Below are 17,991 nucleotides of genomic sequence, written 5' to 3'. Positions count from 1 at the left end.
ATAAATGAACGACGATGAACTCCTGCGTTATTCACGCCACATTCTGCTTGATGAGATCGGCATCAAAGGCCAGGAAAAGCTCCTTGCCGCGCATGCCATCATCATCGGTGCTGGAGGTCTCGGTTCCCCAGCTTCCCTTTATCTAGCTGCCGCTGGAGTTGGTCATATAACACTAATAGACGATGATATCGTCGACTTAACTAACCTTCAGAGACAAATTTTGCACGATACGAAAAGTGTAGGACAGGCGAAAGTAATATCGGGACATACGCGGCTTGCACAGCTTAATCCAGATGTACAAGTAACTGCAATCCATACGCGAATCGACGAATCTAGTCTTACACCTCTCATTACACATGCAACCGTAGTTATCGACAGTAGCGACAACTTCATTACCCGTCACTCAGTGAATCGAGCTTGTGTTGCAGTAAAAGTACCACTCGTCGCAGGCGCCGCCTCGCGCTTCGATGGTCAAATCAGCGTATTTGACATGCGCAACCCTGCATCGCCATGTTATGAATGCCTGTTTCCTGCGAAAGAACCACCTCCCACACAAACCTGTGCATCAATGGGTGTATTCGCGCCACTTGTTGGTATTATCGGTAGCATGCAAGCGGCAGAAACCATCAAACTTATAGTAGGTATTAGTCAGTCACTTGCTGGACGTTTACTGATCTTAGATAGCCTGCGAATGTCCTGGCATACGATGCGATGTGCTCCTAATCCTGACTGCTTAATATGCAGCAAATAGACCGTTTATAACATAAAAAACATTCACTCACATCCGGCCAGTCTCCTTAGAACGAAGAGTCAACATATAACTTTTTATCGGGATGCCGTGCCTAACCTAGCCAAGACAGCCTGCATCTCTTTCGGCTCTGTCGCCGCCAAGAGGTCCTGAAGTGGAAGCTCTAAATCTGGCAAATTCACACGTAATATCTCACGTTTTACCTGCAGCAACTGACTCGGATGCATTGAGAATTCACGTAACCCCATCCCAAGCAAAATTCGCGCGGCACTAGGGTCCCCCGCAATCTCCCCACATACCGCAACCGGGACACCAAAAGTGTTTGCTTCACGAATTGTCATAGCAATCAAACGTAGTACTGCTGGATGGAATGGATCATAAAGATGAGCGACTTCGTTATTGGCACGATCAATCGCCAAGGTGTACTGAATCAAATCGTTTGTACCGATCGACAAAAAGTCAAAACGCTTGAGAAAAATCGGTAGAGCCAACACTGCCGCAGGTACTTCAATCATAGCACCCAACTTGACATTCAAATCGTAGGAAAATCCAGTCAAATCCAACTGACGCTTAGCCTCACTGACAAGATCAAGTGTCTGATCAATTTCCTGAACATGCATCAACATCGGAAACAAAATACGTACCGGCCCAAATGCCGATGCACGCAAAATAGCACGTAACTGTACCAAAAACATACGTGGCTCAGACAAGCTCCACCGGATTGCCCGCAACCCCAGCGCTGGGTTTTTGGCGCTTTCATAAGCATCATGACCATTTAGTGGCTTATCAGCACCTATATCGATAGTACGGATTGTCAGCGGCAATCCATCCATTTCCTGGACCACACGTCGGTAAGCCTCGAACTGTGCTTCCTCTCCAGGAGGCATACACCGATCCATAAAAAGAAATTCTGTGCGGAAAAGACCCACTCCCAAAGCACCTGCTGAAACAGCAGTCCTAGCATCAGAAGGTAATTCAATGTTTGCCAGCAATGAAATAGGTGTACCATCGACAGTTACTACAGGAGCATGCTTGAGACATTGTAAACGTCGCTCATCAATTGCACATTCCCTTTGTCGATCTCTGTATTCTTCAAGAACAATAAGCGTCGGATCGACAATCACAATGCCAGCATCACCATCAATGATAATAAGGTCATCCTGCTTAATGAGCAAACTAGCCTGCGTGACACCTACCGCTGCCGGAATACCAAGACTTCGAGCCACAATTGCAGTATGTGACGTCTTACCTCCAAGATCAGTGACAAATCCGCGAAAGGCCTGATTTTTGAGTTGAAGCATGTCAGCTGGAGCAATGTCACGAGCAACAAGAATCATATTATCAGAAGGTCTCTTAGCTATAATATTTCTAATGCCAGGTACCCCAGCGAGAACCTTAAGCACACGCTCCGTCACTTGCTCAATGTCTGCGCGCCGCTCTCGCAAATATTCGTCTTCGATATCTTCAAATCGAGCTACTAAAACTTCAAGCTGAGTTGCCAAGGCCCATTCGGCGTTATAACGGCGCGTACGAATCAACTGAATCACTGCATCGACAAGCAAATCATCATTAAGAATCAGTGAATGCACATCGAGAAAAGCCTCCATCTCACCCGGTGCATCATCAGGCAACTCAGCCTTGAGCGTGTCCAATTCTTGTTGGACTGTATGCTGCGCCAATCGAAAGCGTGCGGATTCTTCCTCGATCTGATCTTGCTCAACGAGGTAATGCGGTACGTCAAGCACAGCTGGTGCAAACAAATATGCATGCCCGATGACTATACCACGTGAAACAGGTATTCCATACAAGGTGAACGACAAGAGAATCTCCACATTTCAAATCATTTCACCGAGTTCCCGGTGCGTGGCTCATCCAAGCTAACGTTTATTAAGTATACAAAGCTTACTCTCCCTCACCAAAGCGGTCAGCAATCAACTTGAGGATAGCCTGCATTGCATCAGCTTCATCGTGACCGTCAGTCTCAATTTGAACCTTCGAGCCAATTCCAGCGGCCAAAACCATCAAGCCCATAATGCTTTTTGCATTGATACGGCGACCGTTTCGTGTCATCCAGACCTCGCTCTGAAAACGTGAAGCCAGTTGCGTAAGTTTCGCCGATGCCCTTGCATGCAGCCCTAACTTATTCACGATTGTTGTTTCTTTTTGAAGCATGTAAGTTTGGTATTTTTTTTGACATCGACGTATGCGTACCAATTTCAAGAATACCTTGAGTTCCTCCAGAAATCACCTTATTAACCAATATATCGAGTGGAGCAGAACGATAACAAACTGCCTTGATCAACATCGGCAAATTTACGCCGCCAACCACTCTGATCTCACGTCCAACAAGCTCAGCTGCAAGATTAGACGGTGTTGCTCCGAATAAATCAGTCAACACAAGTACACCATTTTTTTCATGCAAATACTTAAAATACTGACGTATAGTTTCCAACAATTTTACAGTGTCTTGATTGGGCGAAACATCTACCACAGAAATCCGGGCTGGGCAGCTGCCATAAATATGCGAAATACACTCTCGTAAAGCAGACGCCAAAGGCGCGTGAGCAATTATAAGGATACCAGCCATAATAATAGAAGCACGAATCCGTTACCTGCATTTTATTGACAAACAGGTCCGGAGCATGTACCTGTCGATTCCGTGCCTCCCATTCTGGGTGCACACAAAGAAACCTGTATTTGGGTATTGAAAAATCAAGCACTTAAATAGCATTTTCAAGCTCATCAATGAACATTTTCGTTACATCGAATCCCGTCTGATCGAAAATTTCCTGGAAACAAGTTGGACTGGTAACATTAACTTCCGTTAAGTAGCCGCCAATCGTATCTAGACCTACCAACAATAAACCACGCGTCCATAACACGGGACCAATCGTCTCAGCAATCTCACGATCTCGTTCAGTGATCGTTTGCGCTTTACCTAAACCTCCCGCTGCCAAATTCGCTCGAACCTCAGTACCTTGCGGAATACGTGCGAGAGTAAACGGCACGACCTGACCGCCAATCAATAAAATACGTTTATCCCCTTGTTTGATTTCTGGGATGAACTTTTGTACCATAACAGAGCGAAAGCCGTTCTCACCCAGTATTTCAATGACAGTTCCAAGGTTACGCCCATCTTCAGTTATACGGAAAATACCGGCCCCTCCCATACCATCGAGTGGCTTGAAAATAATGTCGCCATGCTGCGCATGAAAAGCGCGCAAACATGAGGCATCACGTGTTACAAGCGTCGGCGGGATGAAACTACTGAATTCAGAAATCGCTAGCTTTTCTGAATGATCGCGAATCGCCTGAGGACGATTAAAAATCCGTGCCCCAGCACGCTCAGCAATCTCCAATAACCACGTCAAGTTGACGTACTCCATATCGAATGGAGGATCCTTACGTACCAACACAACATCAAAATCTGTCAAGGGCAACACACTCGTCTCTACAATAGAGTACCAATAAGCCTTATCGCCTGTGAGATGAATTTTAACCACTTTTGCCTCGACATTCCCGCACTGCCAAACCAGTGAATGATCCTGACAGAAAAACACGCTATAGCCACGGCGAGCTGCCTCGGACATCATCGAAAATGTCGTGTCCTTATAAATCTTTAAGTGTTCTAGAGGGTCGGCAATAAATAAAATTTTCATCGGACGAGGACCCTCAAAATGAGTGAAGTAATAAATGGAGGTAACTCGATGGGATAAAGCAAGCATCCCAGAAATCACTGAACTTCAATTCTAACTGAGCTGCTCTTTTCCTGCTTTAAATTACTTACGCAGACTGAAATACCCATCTTGAGTTTCTGGATACATATAAAATTCATCTCATATGATGCTAACAACAGTCTTACTTATACCTCAATCATCAAAAATGATGACCGGTCTATCTGTACCCAGCAACAAACAACTCCAACAACAACCCTTAATCACTATTGACAGATTAATTACTATCTTTCTAAGGAAATTATTTATCAGTATGTTTCTTGATCTGGATCAGTCCGTTCCAACTCAATAGATGCGGCAAGCAAACCTAGACGAGCAATAACTCCATACATGTAAAACCGGTTTGGCGGTGCTGCGCCAAGCTTTGCTTGCATATCAGGTAATGCAGCATGTTCAAAAGAGAGAGGAAAAACCTTAACCCCTGGAGTATTAAGGTTTTTATCTTTGCCGTAGCTGGCGTGAACACGGTAGCAACCTCCAACAACATAGCGATCAATCATGTAAACCACTGGTTCAGCCACTGCTTCGTTAAGGCGTTCAAATGTATACACACCTTCTTGCAAAAGGACTTCATGCATTTCAAACCCTTCCTTTAGCAGGTTCGTCTTGCTACAACTACACAGATTCAAATTCTTGATATTAGCCGCCTCATAAACCCTCATCCCAACCATACTATGAGCACCCGCATTAGACTTCAATATAATAAACGGCTTCTCGCTAATACCGTACTCCCGATATTTTTTCGCAATCTTTTTCAGCAAAACATCAATCGTATCGACAAGCAACTCGCCACCTGCATTAGTCGAAAAATTGACATTCTCTGACTTAGCGAAATACAAACTCAACATCCAGGGGTCTACATCGATTAACTTAGAAAACCTCTTGACTACACCGTCGTAAGACGAAAAATGTTGACTCCTACGACGTACTGCCCAGCCAGCATGCAGTGGAGGAAGTAAATACTGCTCATGCAACCCTTCCAAAATAAGAGGCACACCTTCCGCCAAATCATTGTTAAGTAGTATCGAGCATGGATCAAAGTTTTTCAAACCAAGCCGTCGTGGGGAGCGCTCCAATGGCTCAATTACAAAATTTTGTCCAGTCGGTAACTCAATTGGAGTCGGTGCTGTAATACCAGATGACAAACTGCCAAAACGCACATTCAGACCAGCATGGCGCATAATTGTGGATAGGTAAACTAAGTTCTGCAAATAAAGCGTATTGTGTAGTTTTTCCTCAGGAATAAGCAAAAGATCCTTAGCATCCGGACAAATTTTTTCGATCGCAGCAATTGCGGCTTGCACTGCCAACGGCAAGACCTCCGATGTCAAATTATTGAAGCCTCCTGGAAAAAGATTGGTATCGACAAGGGCAAGCTTAAAACCAGCATTACGTAAATTGACTGAACAATAAAATGGAGGAGTGTGCTCCTGCCATTCAAGCCGAAACCAACGTTCAATCGCCGAGGTAGCGTCTAGAATTTTCTTTTCGAAATCGAGCAGTGGACCTTTGAGGGCCGTCACGAAATGTGGAACCATGCATCTCTCATATCTAAATGAACTTGATTGTAGGGGATATACCCCCAGGTTACCTATGTTTCAGTAAAAACATCCAGAAATAACATGCCTATACCCGCCAAATCACGATCTCGGATCATTTTCAAAAAACCATTTCATGCAAAAATGGCTGAGGATATCCTTTTACATATAAACGCACTGACAGCCCCTCCCTCTTATCAACAAAGATAAGCAACCACAACAACATCTTTTGATTAACTCTATCAGAATTAGGTGAGTTTGATGATCAAACTCACCATGCCTCAGTGTCTAGCCACTCATACTCACTATTTTCTCGGTACATAAACAGCATACCGGCATATTGATAATTCCTTTTAATTAAGATTAAAGTCAGGCTATGATGAAATGATTTTTGTAGCTGTGTTCGAACAAGCAAAGTTGTAAATATGCATCGCTCCTGATAAAAATCACAAAAAGGTATGATACGAATAATCGGCTATCTCTTGTAAACGTGTGCTGAGAATTTTCTGCAATAACCCATCTGGCTCTATCATTAGACTCATGTCCAACAACTCTAACTTATCTTCTAAAAATTTAATTTTTCGAGGATATATCATATATACAAATTTCCTCTGAAAATCTATCTCTATCGCACAGGCCTTTCGTGATAAAGTAATACTGTCTACTGTGTTTAACCACAGTCCATAACCCAACGGCAATATACAAAGCACTTGATGGTTAGCCTATACGATAGCAGGAATGGGAAAACACTATCTTTAGTGTCTTAACGGTATTTTTAGTTACCCTGACTTCCCTTCCTTCACATCTCGCTAGACTCCCATTCAGATGAAACCCATTGGGACAACTAGGCATTTTCTTGATAGAAGGAAAAACCGATGAAACCGAACAAAATCCTGCAAGAAATGCAAAACAAAGTCAGTGAATTGCTCAGGCAATCGCCAGCCAAGGACATTGAACACAACATCAAAATCCTCTTAAACCAAGGTTTTGCTCGTCTAGAGCTAGTAACTCGAGAAGAGTTCGACGTACAAGCAAAGGTATTAGCGCGAACACGTGAAAAACTTGAATTGCTAGAAAAACGTGTGCTCCAACTTGAAGAAAAAAAACACGAACAGGATTAAATGGATAATGAGGACTTCCTCGCGAGATCAATCCTATTCAGATTAATCTCCATTGTAAAAAAATAGCTGGGATAAAAATATGATGGCCCACATGCCAAGAGAGCGTTGGGAGCATCTACTATATCTTTAATACGGATTACGTCTCGCCGCAAGACTATCCCCAATTCCACAAAATAATAAGTGTCAACCGGTGTTTTCCTATATCCACATCGGCAATTACTCTGCAAAGGACATGAGTTAAAGCATATCTTAGATCGGCTCGTATGGACAACCTTATACCATACTCAATATATTTAAGATAATGGCAATAAGGCGCATACATAGCCTATTAAAAATAGTAAAGATGTCTTTTTCTTGCGTAGAAATATAATCTACTCTCCTACCATGTTGGTATTTTCGTAACTACCTTCATATATAACTAATTTTTATTAGTTATTACTATAAGTAGTATTTATATATAGTAATAGATAATAAAGATATTTCTTTTCTGTGGATAACTCTCTAAGACTATATACAATAAGGGTTATATAGAAAAAAATTCGATAGGAAAAGGTGGTATGTTGGATGTATAAGTTTGAATAATTTTTGAAATAAAGGCAATCAAAATTAACTTATCCAAATTCAATTCATATGAAATTTATAGGCTTATCCACAAGAAAAAATGTACCCTTTCTACATTTTTAATTTCGTTAGCTAAATTAGCAGTAATGCGGTTTGGATTGACTAATTTGGTCTAACGTACTTTTTTGCGAAAGTACTCAATGAATTTTGTTAGAATGAGTCCTTGATGTGCTCAGGGTAATAAATAAGAGCAAAAGTTGGTAACGTGATCTTTTTTAGAATTTTGAATCACTGCCCTGTACGATGGAGGCTAATAAAAAATTAGCAATCTGCTATAGATTGCTAATTTTAAACGCTTTTTTGATGACAGACTCTGGGTGCTTTATTAGAAAAGATTCCCTAATAACTCTATCCTAAGATGCATAACGAACGCTCGTAAGATGCCTTAAAATCATGTGCTCGTTGAAAAGTGAAAAAAGAACGTAAATGAAAGTAAAATTTATTGCACACCTCGTATTTATTACAAACACATTAGCTTTCTTGTCTAAGAATATGGTGTGAGATAAAAGGATAAAAGATGCTCACCCCGATCGATGTTGTTAGATTTTTTTTCTATAAAGGCTCGGTCAGGTGATCATTATGCTACTCAGCTTACGTGAGCGATACCAGCTTTATCTGCTTGAACGTCAGCGTGATAGCTCGAACGTACCATAGCACCCACTGCCGCATGCGTAAAACCCATCTTATAGGCTTCTGCTTCGAACATATTGAAAGTCTCCGGTGTAACATAACGGCGGACTGCTAAATGATATTCTGATGGTTGCAAATATTGTCCAATTGTTAACATATTGACGTTATGATTTCTAAGGTCAAGCATTACCTCAAGAATTTCTTCATTGGTCTCACCTAAACCAACCATTAACCCGGATTTTGTCGAAATTTTCGGATGCTTAGACTTAAACTCCTTAAGTAAATTTAGTGAATGATGATAATCTGAACCAGGTCTTGCTTCCCTATAAAGACGAGGCACCGTTTCTAAATTATGATTCATAACATCTGGTGGCGCAGCATTTAAGATATCCAAGGCAAAATTAAGACGTGCACGGAAATCTGGTGTCAATATTTCGATCCGTGTGTTTGGTGATAATTTTCTCACATGCTGTATACAATTGACGAAATGCTGTGCTCCTCCATCCCTTAAATCGTCACGGTCTACACTCGTAATCACAACATATTTAAGACGCATTGCTGCGATAGCCTTAGCTAGATTAAGAGGCTCATCGATATCAAGTGGATCAGGACGACCATGTCCGACATCACAAAACGGACAACGGCGTGTACATTTATCGCCCATAATCATAAACGTCGCAGTACCCTTACCAAAGCATTCACCAATGTTTGGGCAGCTAGCTTCCTCACAAACCGTGTGTAAGTTATGCACTCGAAGGAGTTGTTTGATCTCTTGGAATCTTAAATTATTATGAGTTGCCATCTTGACACGAATCCATTCTGGCTTTTTGAGTCGCTCGATGGGAATCACCTTAATGGGGATACGCGCTGTCTTCGCTTGTGATTTTTGCTTCACAGTTGGATCATATTTACCATCGAGAACATTTGTTTTTTCGGAACCGGGTTCGGGGATAATAGTTGTGGTCATGAAGGCTTTCCAGTTAGGAGGTAGGGGCTATCGTTTTTCCACACACATTGCTGTTCGAGATGATATCTGAGTTGTTGCGATAGCCGTTCAGCAACTTCGTCCCAGAGAACGAAAACCCCAAGAGTTGCCATATCTACAGTTTTTAGGCCAGAATAGCCGCATGGATTAATCCAATCAAACGGTCGTAAATCCATAGCAACGTTCATGCTTACTCCATGATAGCTACAACCACCCCGTATTTTTAAACCGAGAGCAGCAATTTTTGCACCTGCGTGAGACGCTGCAGAAACCGCCCTCTGGCTTACATAGATACCTGGAGCACCAGAACGACGCTCAACTTCAAGATTATACGCTGCCAGGGTATCAATAGAGGCTTGCTCGATCAACGTGATCATTTCACGTACTCCCAGCTTTCGGCGACGTAGGTCGAGTAGACAATAAATAACTACTTGACCAGGACCGTGATAGGTAATTTGACCACCTCTGTCAACTTTAACTAATGGGATGCCACTATTGTTTACCAGTAAATGTGTAGAGTCTCCAGCTAATCCAAGTGTATAGACCGGTGGATGCTCCACAATCCATAGTTGATCCGACGTGTTGGAGCTGCGCATATCAGTCATGATGCGCATTGCCTTAAACGTTGTAGTGTAGTCCTCGATACCACGCCAGTAGATTTCAATAGGTATGTTCATAGCTATCTATATCAGTTCACCTAGAGCGGCACCATTCTACAGAGAATATGGTTTTATCAGCTATATTTTCTAGTTCGCAGTTTTTTATACTGTTCCTCCTCGTACGTTTTCTTATCGATAAAGATTGATTCACTGAAAGTAGCGATTTGGATACAGTGCGTCTAGAATTGAAGTGTTTACTATCATAACTAAAGGATTTTTTATCAACACTCGAGAGATATTATTGTTTCCTCATAAAGAGGATTAACTATTCCACGTAGTATCGAAAAGCACCTCGTTTTTTCTCTCAAGAAAACCATCAAAATAACTATAGAACCACAAGTATATGAATACCATGTTTCTTAATATTTTTGGCTCTTCATAACACCACAAGCACCATTGGATGTCTCGATAGACACGAATATATGTCATCCAGGTGAGATTGGCTAAAGGCACGTATAGTAACTGTCAAGCCAATATAGTTACCCGCTCGAGATGAGCGCATTTCCACACATTTCGGATCAAACTCCGCATTAAATGCTTCTAGTAATCCAATTATCGTCTTGGCAAAATCAGCATGCATTCTGCCCATGATCTTTATAGGAAAATCGGCCGGAAATTCCAGCAACGGCTTTGACTTCTGATCGACGCTTTTGATACGACCTCCTTGACCGCATTCATACCCAGCGCTGTCCAAAATAAAAAAGACTATATTTATGATTTTCCTGCTGTGATCATTATTTAATATATCTATCCATAATCCATAGGTTATGCCTCAACCTTATTACATTCTTTTCGCCAAGTACGTCATCTGAAAATAAAAATCATTTAAAGAATTAGATCATTGCGCAGCAAAAAGAATATTTACTCTTTTCTATATCTTAGAAAGCATGAACATTGAGAAGAAATCTAAATAAGACTGTTAAATTATTTTTTGATAAACATCAAGCGTAAAGAATCCCAAGTTCGACCGAGGATACCTGCTTGAACGACTCCAGTTAGTGCAACAACAGGAAATTCTGTTAATTTTTTACCATTAGTAAACACTTTAATGGTGCCGACGATAGCGCCATCAGTTAATGGAGCGATTAACGGGCCATGAAACTCCAGCTCGGATTTTATTTTATCTGCTGTGCCCTTTGGAACTGTAATAAACTGATCATGCTTGGTACCTACTTGCAACTTACCAACCTTGCCTTTCCAAAGTTTTGGCATTGCCACCACCTGATTGGCTCTGTAGATGCGCCGTGTATCAAAATTTTGGTAAGCGTAATTGATTGCTAACAGGCTATCTTGTACACGCGCATGCTCAGTTGGTTCTCCAACTACTATCGACAATATGCGACGAGTTAGTCCAGATTCATTCAACAATGGACGCGAGGCTGAGGATACGAGGCAATATCCCGCCTCTTTTGTATGGCCTGTCTTGAGACCATCAACTGTTGGATCGAGTGTGAGTAAACGATTCCGGTTTGGCTGCCAAATATTATTATAGGTGAAACTCTTCAACGCATGAATGGAATAGTACTCGGGAAAATCTTTAATGATATGGGTCGCCAGTACCGACAGATCAGATACGCTAGTGTAGTGCCGCGGATCTGTTAGACCATCAACATTTGTGTAATTAGTGTTTTTTAAACCTAATCTTTTTGCACAGCGGTTCATTAGCTCCACAAAATTCGCTTGAGAACCACCCACCAGTTCTGCTAAAGCAACTGAGGCATCGTTACCCGACTGGATGACCATTCCGTAGACGAGGTCATCTACTCTCACAGGCTTACCAACTTCAATGAAGGTTCGCGATTCATCCCGACCTACTTTACGCACCGACTCGCTTGGCAGCACAAGCTGCTCCATTGAAATACGTTTATCTTTGAGTGCCTCAAATACGAGGTACGTCGTCATGATCTTAGTCAGCGAGGCGGGCTCAACACGTAAGTCAAAATTTTCTGCGGCTAGAACTTGACCACTGGTTACATCAACAATAGCCCAAGCCTTCGCCATTATTGGTGGTGGCAATATCTCTGAGCGTGTAGATAATGGAAAAAGAGAAAAGAAAGCTGCAAATAAAAAAACTGCAGTACCAATAGAACGATGCAAAGAGAAGGAAAGTTTCATCGAAAAATTCGTAAGCGTTGAAGCATTTAGAAGACGTGATTGTAGGTAACGTTATAAACCCATAATGTATGGGAAACATCAAAATGTGGCAACTCGCGCTAAAAAAATCTTAGCAGAGGTGAAAGCCAATTATAGTCGCGAAAACATCTAAACGTTTCGTTTAAACTACTAAAGCGATATAGTTAAAAAGTGCATACCACCATATAGGATTAATTTGTATTTAATAAAGCCAAGCGATCAACGACTATTTGACGTAATAAAGGCAGCATGCCATGGAAGAAATGCCCACTGTTCGGAATCACAATAACGGGCAGCATCTGGATACGAGCCCAATCTAATACTAATTGCATCGGTACTATCTCGTCCTTCTCACCATGAATTATAACCGTATCGGGTGGTACTGGTGCAACGTTCCAATGGCTAGCAGCTGTACCGACAAAGACCAATCGGCGAGCTGGTGTACCTACATCGGAAAGTGCTTTAGCGACGTGACTTAATACAAAAGTTCCAAACGAAAAACCAGCTAATACCAATGGTAATTTTTCTAAGCCTGTCTGCTCACGTATCCAAGCAATGACATGCATGAGGTCATCTTGCTCACCAATACCTGCATCATGTACCCCCTCGGTTTTTCCAACACCTCGAAAGTTTGAGCGAATTGCTATGTAGCCCAATTGGGTCATGGCGGAAGCAAGGGTTTTTGTCACTTTATTATCGAGTGTTCCACCAAAAAGGGGATGAGGGTGAGCTACTAGACTGATGCCAATTGGAACTCCCGCAGGCCTGTTAACAGCAACCTCAATATGGCCGATGGGGCCATCAATCGTAAAACGCTCAATTTGTGCGTTCATATTCTGTTAGTTAATCTTCAAACGGTTGACCACCTTGCCATTCTTTAGATGGCAATCAACAATTTCCTGGATGTCACTTTCATCAACATAGGTGTACCAAATACCTTGAGGATAAACAACAACAGGTCCTAGCTCACAGCGACCAAGACAATTAGAGTGGGTTAATACGTACTTGACCAGAGCCAGTCAGACCGACTTGCTTCACGTACTGCTTCGCATATACTTGCATCGCTATTCGAACAATAGCTTGCACATGAAGGACGTGCGGCTTCAGGCTCTCGCTGATTCAAACAAAAAAATAGGTGATGAAAATAAAATGGAGAAGTGCTCATCGTAATACAAAAAAATCACTTGATTTTAACTCACATTAAAGACAAGTAGAGCATCCCCAGAATTCTGATTATATTGGTAAATCATACTGCAGATGAATTAGCGATGCTCCCAAATTTGAAAACATAGATTTATTAAGTGTCATGAGAAAATAGCCTCAGGAGGCTCCATTATCAATAGGGTGATCGCTACCTACCTTACCTATTCACCGTGATAATTTAATATCAAAAGCCACAACATTGATATCGTGACGCACGTGAATACTATACCCAACGCTCGATGTTATAAATTGAAAGTTTTCATGAGTAGAAAATCGGATTTTTACTACCGCTGACTTTGAAATTTTTTTGATTTCATCAATGAGAATTGAGAACCGTATAGAGAATCACTACCTTATAAAAATTTTTAATAATTCAAATTCAATATTAAAAAAAGTGTAAGTACTATTAAAAAATAACTCTGAGTTTTTAATCATTGCACGACATGTTGCATTTCCACCTATTTCAAGTTGATGACTCCCAATAAATCTCCGAAAGATAAATTTTGGCCATTCAAGATCAAATTTAGCTCGTTACAATACGCATATGACAATCAGTATGACTACCACTTCGACTTTCATCGGTGCAACCGATTACGAATCTAGTATGCTCAACCCTCGATGTGTCGATACGACCCAACTTGCCAAGAGGCTTTCAAAGAATGTTCGTACTTGGCAAATTACAATTGTCGAAGCAACGGGTTCATCCAATACCGACTTGCTTTTACATTTGCGTAAAAATGGATCAACGCTGATGCCACCGATCGTTCGCCTGGCTTATACACAAACTGCGGGCCGAGGGCAGCGTGGAAGAACTTGGTTAGGTATGCGTGGCGATAGCCTCATGTTTTCTCTTGCCTATCATATGCCAAGAAGTTCAGCCCAACTAGCAGGACTTTCATTAGCGACTGGCGTAGCTGTTGTCCATGCATTAAGTGATTTACCGTTGACATATCCACAAGCTTTAGGGTTGAAGTGGCCAAACGACGTCCTTTTGTCAGGCCGGAAACTAGGTGGGATCCTCATTGAAACGGTTCCATCGGCAGCAACTCACATTAGTGTTGTCATTGGTATTGGAATTAATTTGCGCCGAGCTGATGAGGTAGTGACTGAGCAGATTATTGATCTTGCGAGAGCAGAGAAAACAATGACGTCTGCCACAGCAATACCGGCAGCGCTCGAAGAAATACTGATTGAACCTGACATGACCATCGTGCTCGCCGCAGTGCTCAATCGGCTCGAAACCATGCTAACGCGATTTGCTATCAATGGTTTTTTGCCATTCCAAAAGGACTGGGAAAATATGCATGTGTTCGCTAACGCACCAATATTTTTAATCGAGAGAGGTCAAAATCTCCTACAAGGCATTGCACTCGGCATCGACTCCCAAGGACGGTTACGAATTTCAACCCAAGAAGGGCATCGCATCGTCGTTAGCGGCGATGTTTCGGTGCGTTCAGTAGAACCGAAACACGTGTATGGAGACAAGAAATGAGCACTCCTTGTCTACTAATTGATTCTGGCAACAGCCGCATCAAGTGGGCATTTGCCCCTGGCATCCTCCCAACCAATTGGTCTGCTTCACAGCCCAGATTCCTCGCAAGTGGTTCCATTATGCATGATAATTGGAGCAATCTTGCCAACGATATTGGCATACAATGGCTTACATTAACGGCCAATACGATACAACCTGATATATCAAAACATCCGACCAGAGAGTGCGCTATTGCTGAAACCAATAGTTTCCGAACGGAAGTTAAACCTTCCATGTGTTCTGTGCCACACGGGATATGGTTATCAAACGTTGCAGGCAAGCTTGCAGAGCAGACTGTGCGAATGGCCCTTCGTACGCTCTGGGGAAGAGCTGCGCATGATCATTTGCAGGTTATTCATTCAAGTGCCGAAGCGGCATGTGTCATCAATCACTATACTCCACCATCATGCTTAGGAACAGATCGCTGGGCAAGCTTAATTGGTGCTCATGCTGCTTACCGCGGCGAACATCTGTTAATAGTCACATTAGGCACAACTACCACACTTGATTACTTGAGCGCTACCGGCGAATTTTTAGGGGGTGTCATTGCACCGGGACCCGCCATGATGCTATCTTCACTCGCACAAGGTACGGCACAATTACCATATATAAATATCGAGAATAAGAAAATAGAGCCTTGGCTTCGATTTGCAAAAAACACTCACGATGCCTTAATTGCTGGCTGTCTTGGCGCACAGGCTGGGTTGATCGAGCGGAGCCATGCGGCACTTCAACGTGACCTTGGTGGTCCTGTGCGTTGCATTCTATCTGGTGGTGCCAGAAGCATGATTACGCAGTTGTTATCTATAAAATTTACAGAACACGACTCTCTTGTGCTCGCGGGCCTCTATCAACTTGCAAGTAAACGATTCGATTCGGAAAACATTTTAAGCAAAAGTATTACTGCTGTGCGCTGAACTCTAGACTTCGTGCTTTTTATCAAGTCCACCTTCATCAAAGCAGAGTGAATCCGCCCTTGCTAAGATTGTAATTCTTTATCGTTTCTTCAGAATTACAAAAAACTGAACTGTGAACACAACTAGATATGCTGTGGGGAAATTATATGCACGATAAATGACTGTCGTAGAAGATGGCGTGCAAACACTGTTGATTGATAAAACATTGGTGGATTCATCTTCTCATAGGTCTGCGCAAAACCCTAATCACATAAAAATTAAAAAACAGAACTCCGCAGTTCCTTTTATCACCAGTTGAATTGCAAAAAAATCCTAGACGCGTTTCTCATAAAAAGAACTCTAAAATTTTAAAAACTTGTGGAGTTTTCTCATCCCATGAGAACACCATGAACTAACCCTGTGCATTGATAGGTACACCGACTGTCGTTTTTGATACAGTTAAATGTGAGGTAACTTCCTTCCGATAGCGATTGAGATCCCGTGCTGTGGTGAATGTGCGCTCAAACAACAGTGACAGATTATGAAGAATTCGCTCAATAACTTTTTTCTCCCAGCCATCATCGAACTTAATTTGTTCATCAAGCCAGTGTTCAAGCCATTCGGGATCTGGTAATTTTGACTGCACAGTGTCTTTCGGGAATAAATCTTTGTTAACATGCAAATTTGTGGGATGCAAAGGCTTATCGGTTCTGCGAGCTGAGGCCATGAGTACTCCAATCTTGGCGAATGCAGCACGTGCTGTATCACCACAATGAACCATAGCCTTTTTCATATAACGTAGGTATGCGCCCCCATGACGTGCTTCATCACGCGAAATTGTTTCGTATATACGCTTGATCACGGGTTCTGTATGCCATTGAGCAGCACGCCGATACCAATGATTTAAACGGATTTCACCACAAAAGTGAAGCATTAGCGTTTCGAGTGGTGGAGCTGGATCGAATGGAAAACGCACCGCGTGTAGTTCTTCTTCTGTTGGCACCAGCCATGGCCGAAAACGACGAAGATATTCCATCAAGACCAACGAATGTTTCTGTTCCTCGAAAAACCATACGCTAATAAATGCGGAGAAGTCGCTATCATCACGATGGTCCCGCAAGAACATTTCAGTGGCAGGCAGTGCTGCCCATTCAGTAATCGCATTCATTTTAATAGTGCGCGCCTGCTCTTCCGACAACAAAGTATTGTCAAACTGCTCCCATGGAATATCTTTTTCCATATTCCATCGGGCAGCCTCAAGCGACTTATACAATTCGGGATACAACATACCGTTCATTTAATTAACTCCCAAAGTCCGAGAGACCTAAAACCGCACACTAACTTCAAAATAGTTGATTTTTAGTCTCCCTAAAAGATAGACACGCACACCTAATGGAGTTTTATCTGCGATTCCTTCGGCAAAAAGTCAGAGGTTCTTTCAAAGATCCTAACGAAAATTTACCGCCATGCGCATCCTCAGGTAGCATCATAACGCGAACCAATGTGCGTTAGCATCTATAAAATAACAACGAGTCAAGCGACAAGGCATGGTGCTCGTCACCATCAAAATGACAGAGAACGTACCCAATTAGTATGTAGAGCACTAAAATTTCTCATATACTTAAACTGAATTTTTAAAAATATGAGTCGTATTATAGTGATTTCTAGAACTAAATACGTTACGTACTTTTTATTCAAATTCCTTCCTGATAGATCAACGGCCGTAGAAAATTCAAAAAAGAGAAATATAGTTAGACCTATTTTTATCTATCATGTTTAAAAGAAACTTTTTAAACGACATAATTGTTGGCAAATCAACCTGGAAAGCATAATAAAGGCCACCTGTTTGATCTAATTGTATCCAAAGCGAATCCCATTGAGATTTTTTGTGGTGATGGAGGTGAAAAATGTTTTATACCTCCCTCTTCGTCAAAGGTATTGCTTCAGGTTTTGAAAACCTGACTGTTCATAACTTTATTAAGTTCGTATGTCGCTGCCAGGTCTTGATGGGCTCGTTATATCAAATACAGATATTTATCCAACCTAACCTATTAAATACTTTAATATTCTTCTCTCGGTCCACAATTCCATCACCATGATTTTCTCTCATAAGCACGAAAATTCTGAGCAATGGTATTGTTTTTTTCAATCGTTTTTTACTACCCTAAACATAAAAAAGTAAACCAAGTTGG

15 protein-coding genes and 1 pseudogene are annotated in these 17,991 nt (G+C 42.0%); 4 read left to right on the top strand and 12 right to left on the bottom strand.

Features of this window, described 5'->3' with window-relative positions; all coding sequences use genetic code 11:
* Nucleotides 1-4: 4 nt before the first annotated feature.
* Nucleotides 5-751, top strand: a complete 747-nt coding sequence (locus BZL35_RS03805; protein WP_106182926.1) for a HesA/MoeB/ThiF family protein — start codon at nt 5-7, stop codon at nt 749-751.
* A gap of 74 nt (nt 752-825) precedes the next feature.
* Here the strand turns inward: BZL35_RS03805 and ptsP are convergent, their stop codons facing one another.
* From ptsP to gshA, 5 genes are all read right to left on the bottom strand, one after another.
* On the bottom strand, nt 826-2,568 hold the full coding sequence (gene ptsP, locus BZL35_RS03800) for a phosphoenolpyruvate--protein phosphotransferase (protein WP_106182972.1): 1,743 nt from the start codon (nt 2,566-2,568) through the stop codon (nt 826-828).
* Nucleotides 2,569-2,650: 82 nt separating this feature from the next.
* Nucleotides 2,651-2,920 (bottom strand): HPr family phosphocarrier protein, encoded by a 270-nt coding sequence (locus BZL35_RS03795; protein ID WP_106182925.1) that lies wholly within the window; start codon nt 2,918-2,920, stop codon nt 2,651-2,653.
* Complete coding sequence (locus BZL35_RS03790; protein ID WP_106182924.1) at nt 2,889-3,335, bottom strand: PTS sugar transporter subunit IIA; 447 nt, start codon at nt 3,333-3,335, stop codon at nt 2,889-2,891. Before BZL35_RS03790 ends, BZL35_RS03795 begins: the two co-directional genes overlap by 32 nt.
* A 133-nt stretch (nt 3,336-3,468) precedes the next feature.
* Nucleotides 3,469-4,407: a glutathione synthase gene (gene gshB, locus BZL35_RS03785; protein ID WP_106182971.1), complete on the bottom strand. Its 939-nt coding sequence runs from the start codon at nt 4,405-4,407 to the stop codon at nt 3,469-3,471.
* Nucleotides 4,408-4,730: 323 nt separating this feature from the next.
* Nucleotides 4,731-6,020, bottom strand: coding sequence for a glutamate--cysteine ligase (gene gshA / locus BZL35_RS03780; RefSeq protein WP_106182923.1), 1,290 nt, complete (start codon nt 6,018-6,020; stop codon nt 4,731-4,733).
* 875 nt (nt 6,021-6,895) lie between these two features.
* Between gshA and BZL35_RS03775 the strand changes: the two genes are divergently transcribed.
* A complete protein-coding gene (locus BZL35_RS03775) occupies nt 6,896-7,141 on the top strand; it encodes an accessory factor UbiK family protein (protein WP_106182922.1) in 246 nt (81 codons plus the stop codon).
* A gap of 1,207 nt (nt 7,142-8,348) precedes the next feature.
* Here the strand turns inward: BZL35_RS03775 and lipA are convergent.
* The 6 genes and pseudogenes from lipA to BZL35_RS03745 all read right to left on the bottom strand — a co-directional run bounded on the left by lipA (nt 8,349) and on the right by BZL35_RS03745 (nt 13,334).
* A complete protein-coding gene (gene lipA, locus BZL35_RS03770) occupies nt 8,349-9,359 on the bottom strand; it encodes a lipoyl synthase (RefSeq protein ID WP_106182921.1) in 1,011 nt (336 codons plus the stop codon).
* Nucleotides 9,356-10,054 (bottom strand): lipoyl(octanoyl) transferase LipB, encoded by a 699-nt coding sequence (gene lipB / locus BZL35_RS03765; protein WP_106182920.1) that lies wholly within the window; start codon nt 10,052-10,054, stop codon nt 9,356-9,358. Before lipB ends, lipA begins: the two co-directional genes overlap by 4 nt.
* 358 nt (nt 10,055-10,412) lie before the next feature.
* Nucleotides 10,413-10,661, bottom strand: coding sequence for a DUF493 family protein (locus tag BZL35_RS03760; RefSeq protein WP_338032348.1), 249 nt, complete (start codon nt 10,659-10,661; stop codon nt 10,413-10,415).
* A 299-nt stretch (nt 10,662-10,960) separates the two neighbouring features.
* Nucleotides 10,961-12,151 carry a D-alanyl-D-alanine carboxypeptidase family protein gene (locus BZL35_RS03755; RefSeq protein WP_106182919.1) on the bottom strand — a complete coding sequence of 397 codons (1,191 nt, stop codon included), beginning with the start codon at nt 12,149-12,151 and terminating at the stop codon, nt 10,961-10,963.
* 209 nt (nt 12,152-12,360) lie between these two features.
* Nucleotides 12,361-13,002, bottom strand: coding sequence for an alpha/beta hydrolase (locus BZL35_RS03750; RefSeq protein WP_106182918.1), 642 nt, complete (start codon nt 13,000-13,002; stop codon nt 12,361-12,363).
* A 6-nt stretch (nt 13,003-13,008) separates the two neighbouring features.
* Nucleotides 13,009-13,334: pseudogene (locus BZL35_RS03745) on the bottom strand ((2Fe-2S) ferredoxin domain-containing protein).
* 594 nt (nt 13,335-13,928) lie between these two features.
* On the opposite strand from BZL35_RS03745, the gene BZL35_RS03740 reads away from it, so the two are divergent.
* On the top strand, nt 13,929-14,864 hold the full coding sequence (locus BZL35_RS03740; protein ID WP_181276553.1) for a biotin--[acetyl-CoA-carboxylase] ligase: 936 nt from the start codon (nt 13,929-13,931) through the stop codon (nt 14,862-14,864).
* Complete coding sequence (locus tag BZL35_RS03735) at nt 14,861-15,820, top strand: type III pantothenate kinase (RefSeq protein ID WP_106182916.1); 960 nt, start codon at nt 14,861-14,863, stop codon at nt 15,818-15,820. The genes BZL35_RS03740 and BZL35_RS03735 overlap by 4 nt, the downstream gene beginning before the upstream one ends.
* Before the next feature lie 391 nt (nt 15,821-16,211).
* On the opposite strand, the gene BZL35_RS03730 is transcribed toward BZL35_RS03735, so the two are convergent.
* Nucleotides 16,212-17,096 carry a ferritin family protein gene (locus BZL35_RS03730; protein ID WP_106182915.1) on the bottom strand — a complete coding sequence of 295 codons (885 nt, stop codon included), beginning with the start codon at nt 17,094-17,096 and terminating at the stop codon, nt 16,212-16,214.
* Between the last annotated feature and the right edge of the window lie 895 nt (nt 17,097-17,991).

The organism is Candidatus Pandoraea novymonadis, from assembly GCF_003004665.1.
In the GTDB taxonomy this organism is placed as follows: Bacteria; Pseudomonadota; Gammaproteobacteria; order Burkholderiales; family Burkholderiaceae; genus Pandoraea; species Pandoraea novymonadis.
This window is presented reverse-complemented; position numbering and strand designations above follow the sequence as displayed.

Excerpts from the sequence above, each read along its gene's own strand:
- BZL35_RS03795 (WP_106182925.1), bottom strand. The coding sequence starts at position 2,920 with ATGCTTCAAAAAGAAACAACAATCGTGAATAAGTTAGGGCTGCATGCA.
- BZL35_RS03755 (WP_106182919.1), bottom strand. The coding sequence starts at position 12,151 with ATGAAACTTTCCTTCTCTTTGCATCGTTCTATTGGTACTGCAGTTTTT.
- BZL35_RS03805 (WP_106182926.1), top strand. The coding sequence starts at position 5 with ATGAACGACGATGAACTCCTGCGTTATTCACGCCACATTCTGCTTGAT.
- BZL35_RS03735 (WP_106182916.1), top strand. The coding sequence starts at position 14,861 with ATGAGCACTCCTTGTCTACTAATTGATTCTGGCAACAGCCGCATCAAG.
- gshA (WP_106182923.1), bottom strand. The coding sequence starts at position 6,020 with ATGGTTCCACATTTCGTGACGGCCCTCAAAGGTCCACTGCTCGATTTC.
- BZL35_RS03790 (WP_106182924.1), bottom strand. The coding sequence starts at position 3,335 with ATGGCTGGTATCCTTATAATTGCTCACGCGCCTTTGGCGTCTGCTTTA.
- BZL35_RS03730 (WP_106182915.1), bottom strand. The coding sequence starts at position 17,096 with ATGAACGGTATGTTGTATCCCGAATTGTATAAGTCGCTTGAGGCTGCC.
- gshB (WP_106182971.1), bottom strand. The coding sequence starts at position 4,407 with ATGAAAATTTTATTTATTGCCGACCCTCTAGAACACTTAAAGATTTAT.
- BZL35_RS03750 (WP_106182918.1), bottom strand. The coding sequence starts at position 13,002 with ATGAACGCACAAATTGAGCGTTTTACGATTGATGGCCCCATCGGCCAT.
- lipA (WP_106182921.1), bottom strand. The coding sequence starts at position 9,359 with ATGACCACAACTATTATCCCCGAACCCGGTTCCGAAAAAACAAATGTT.
- BZL35_RS03740 (WP_181276553.1), top strand. The coding sequence starts at position 13,929 with ATGACTACCACTTCGACTTTCATCGGTGCAACCGATTACGAATCTAGT.
- BZL35_RS03775 (WP_106182922.1), top strand. The coding sequence starts at position 6,896 with ATGAAACCGAACAAAATCCTGCAAGAAATGCAAAACAAAGTCAGTGAA.
- lipB (WP_106182920.1), bottom strand. The coding sequence starts at position 10,054 with ATGAACATACCTATTGAAATCTACTGGCGTGGTATCGAGGACTACACT.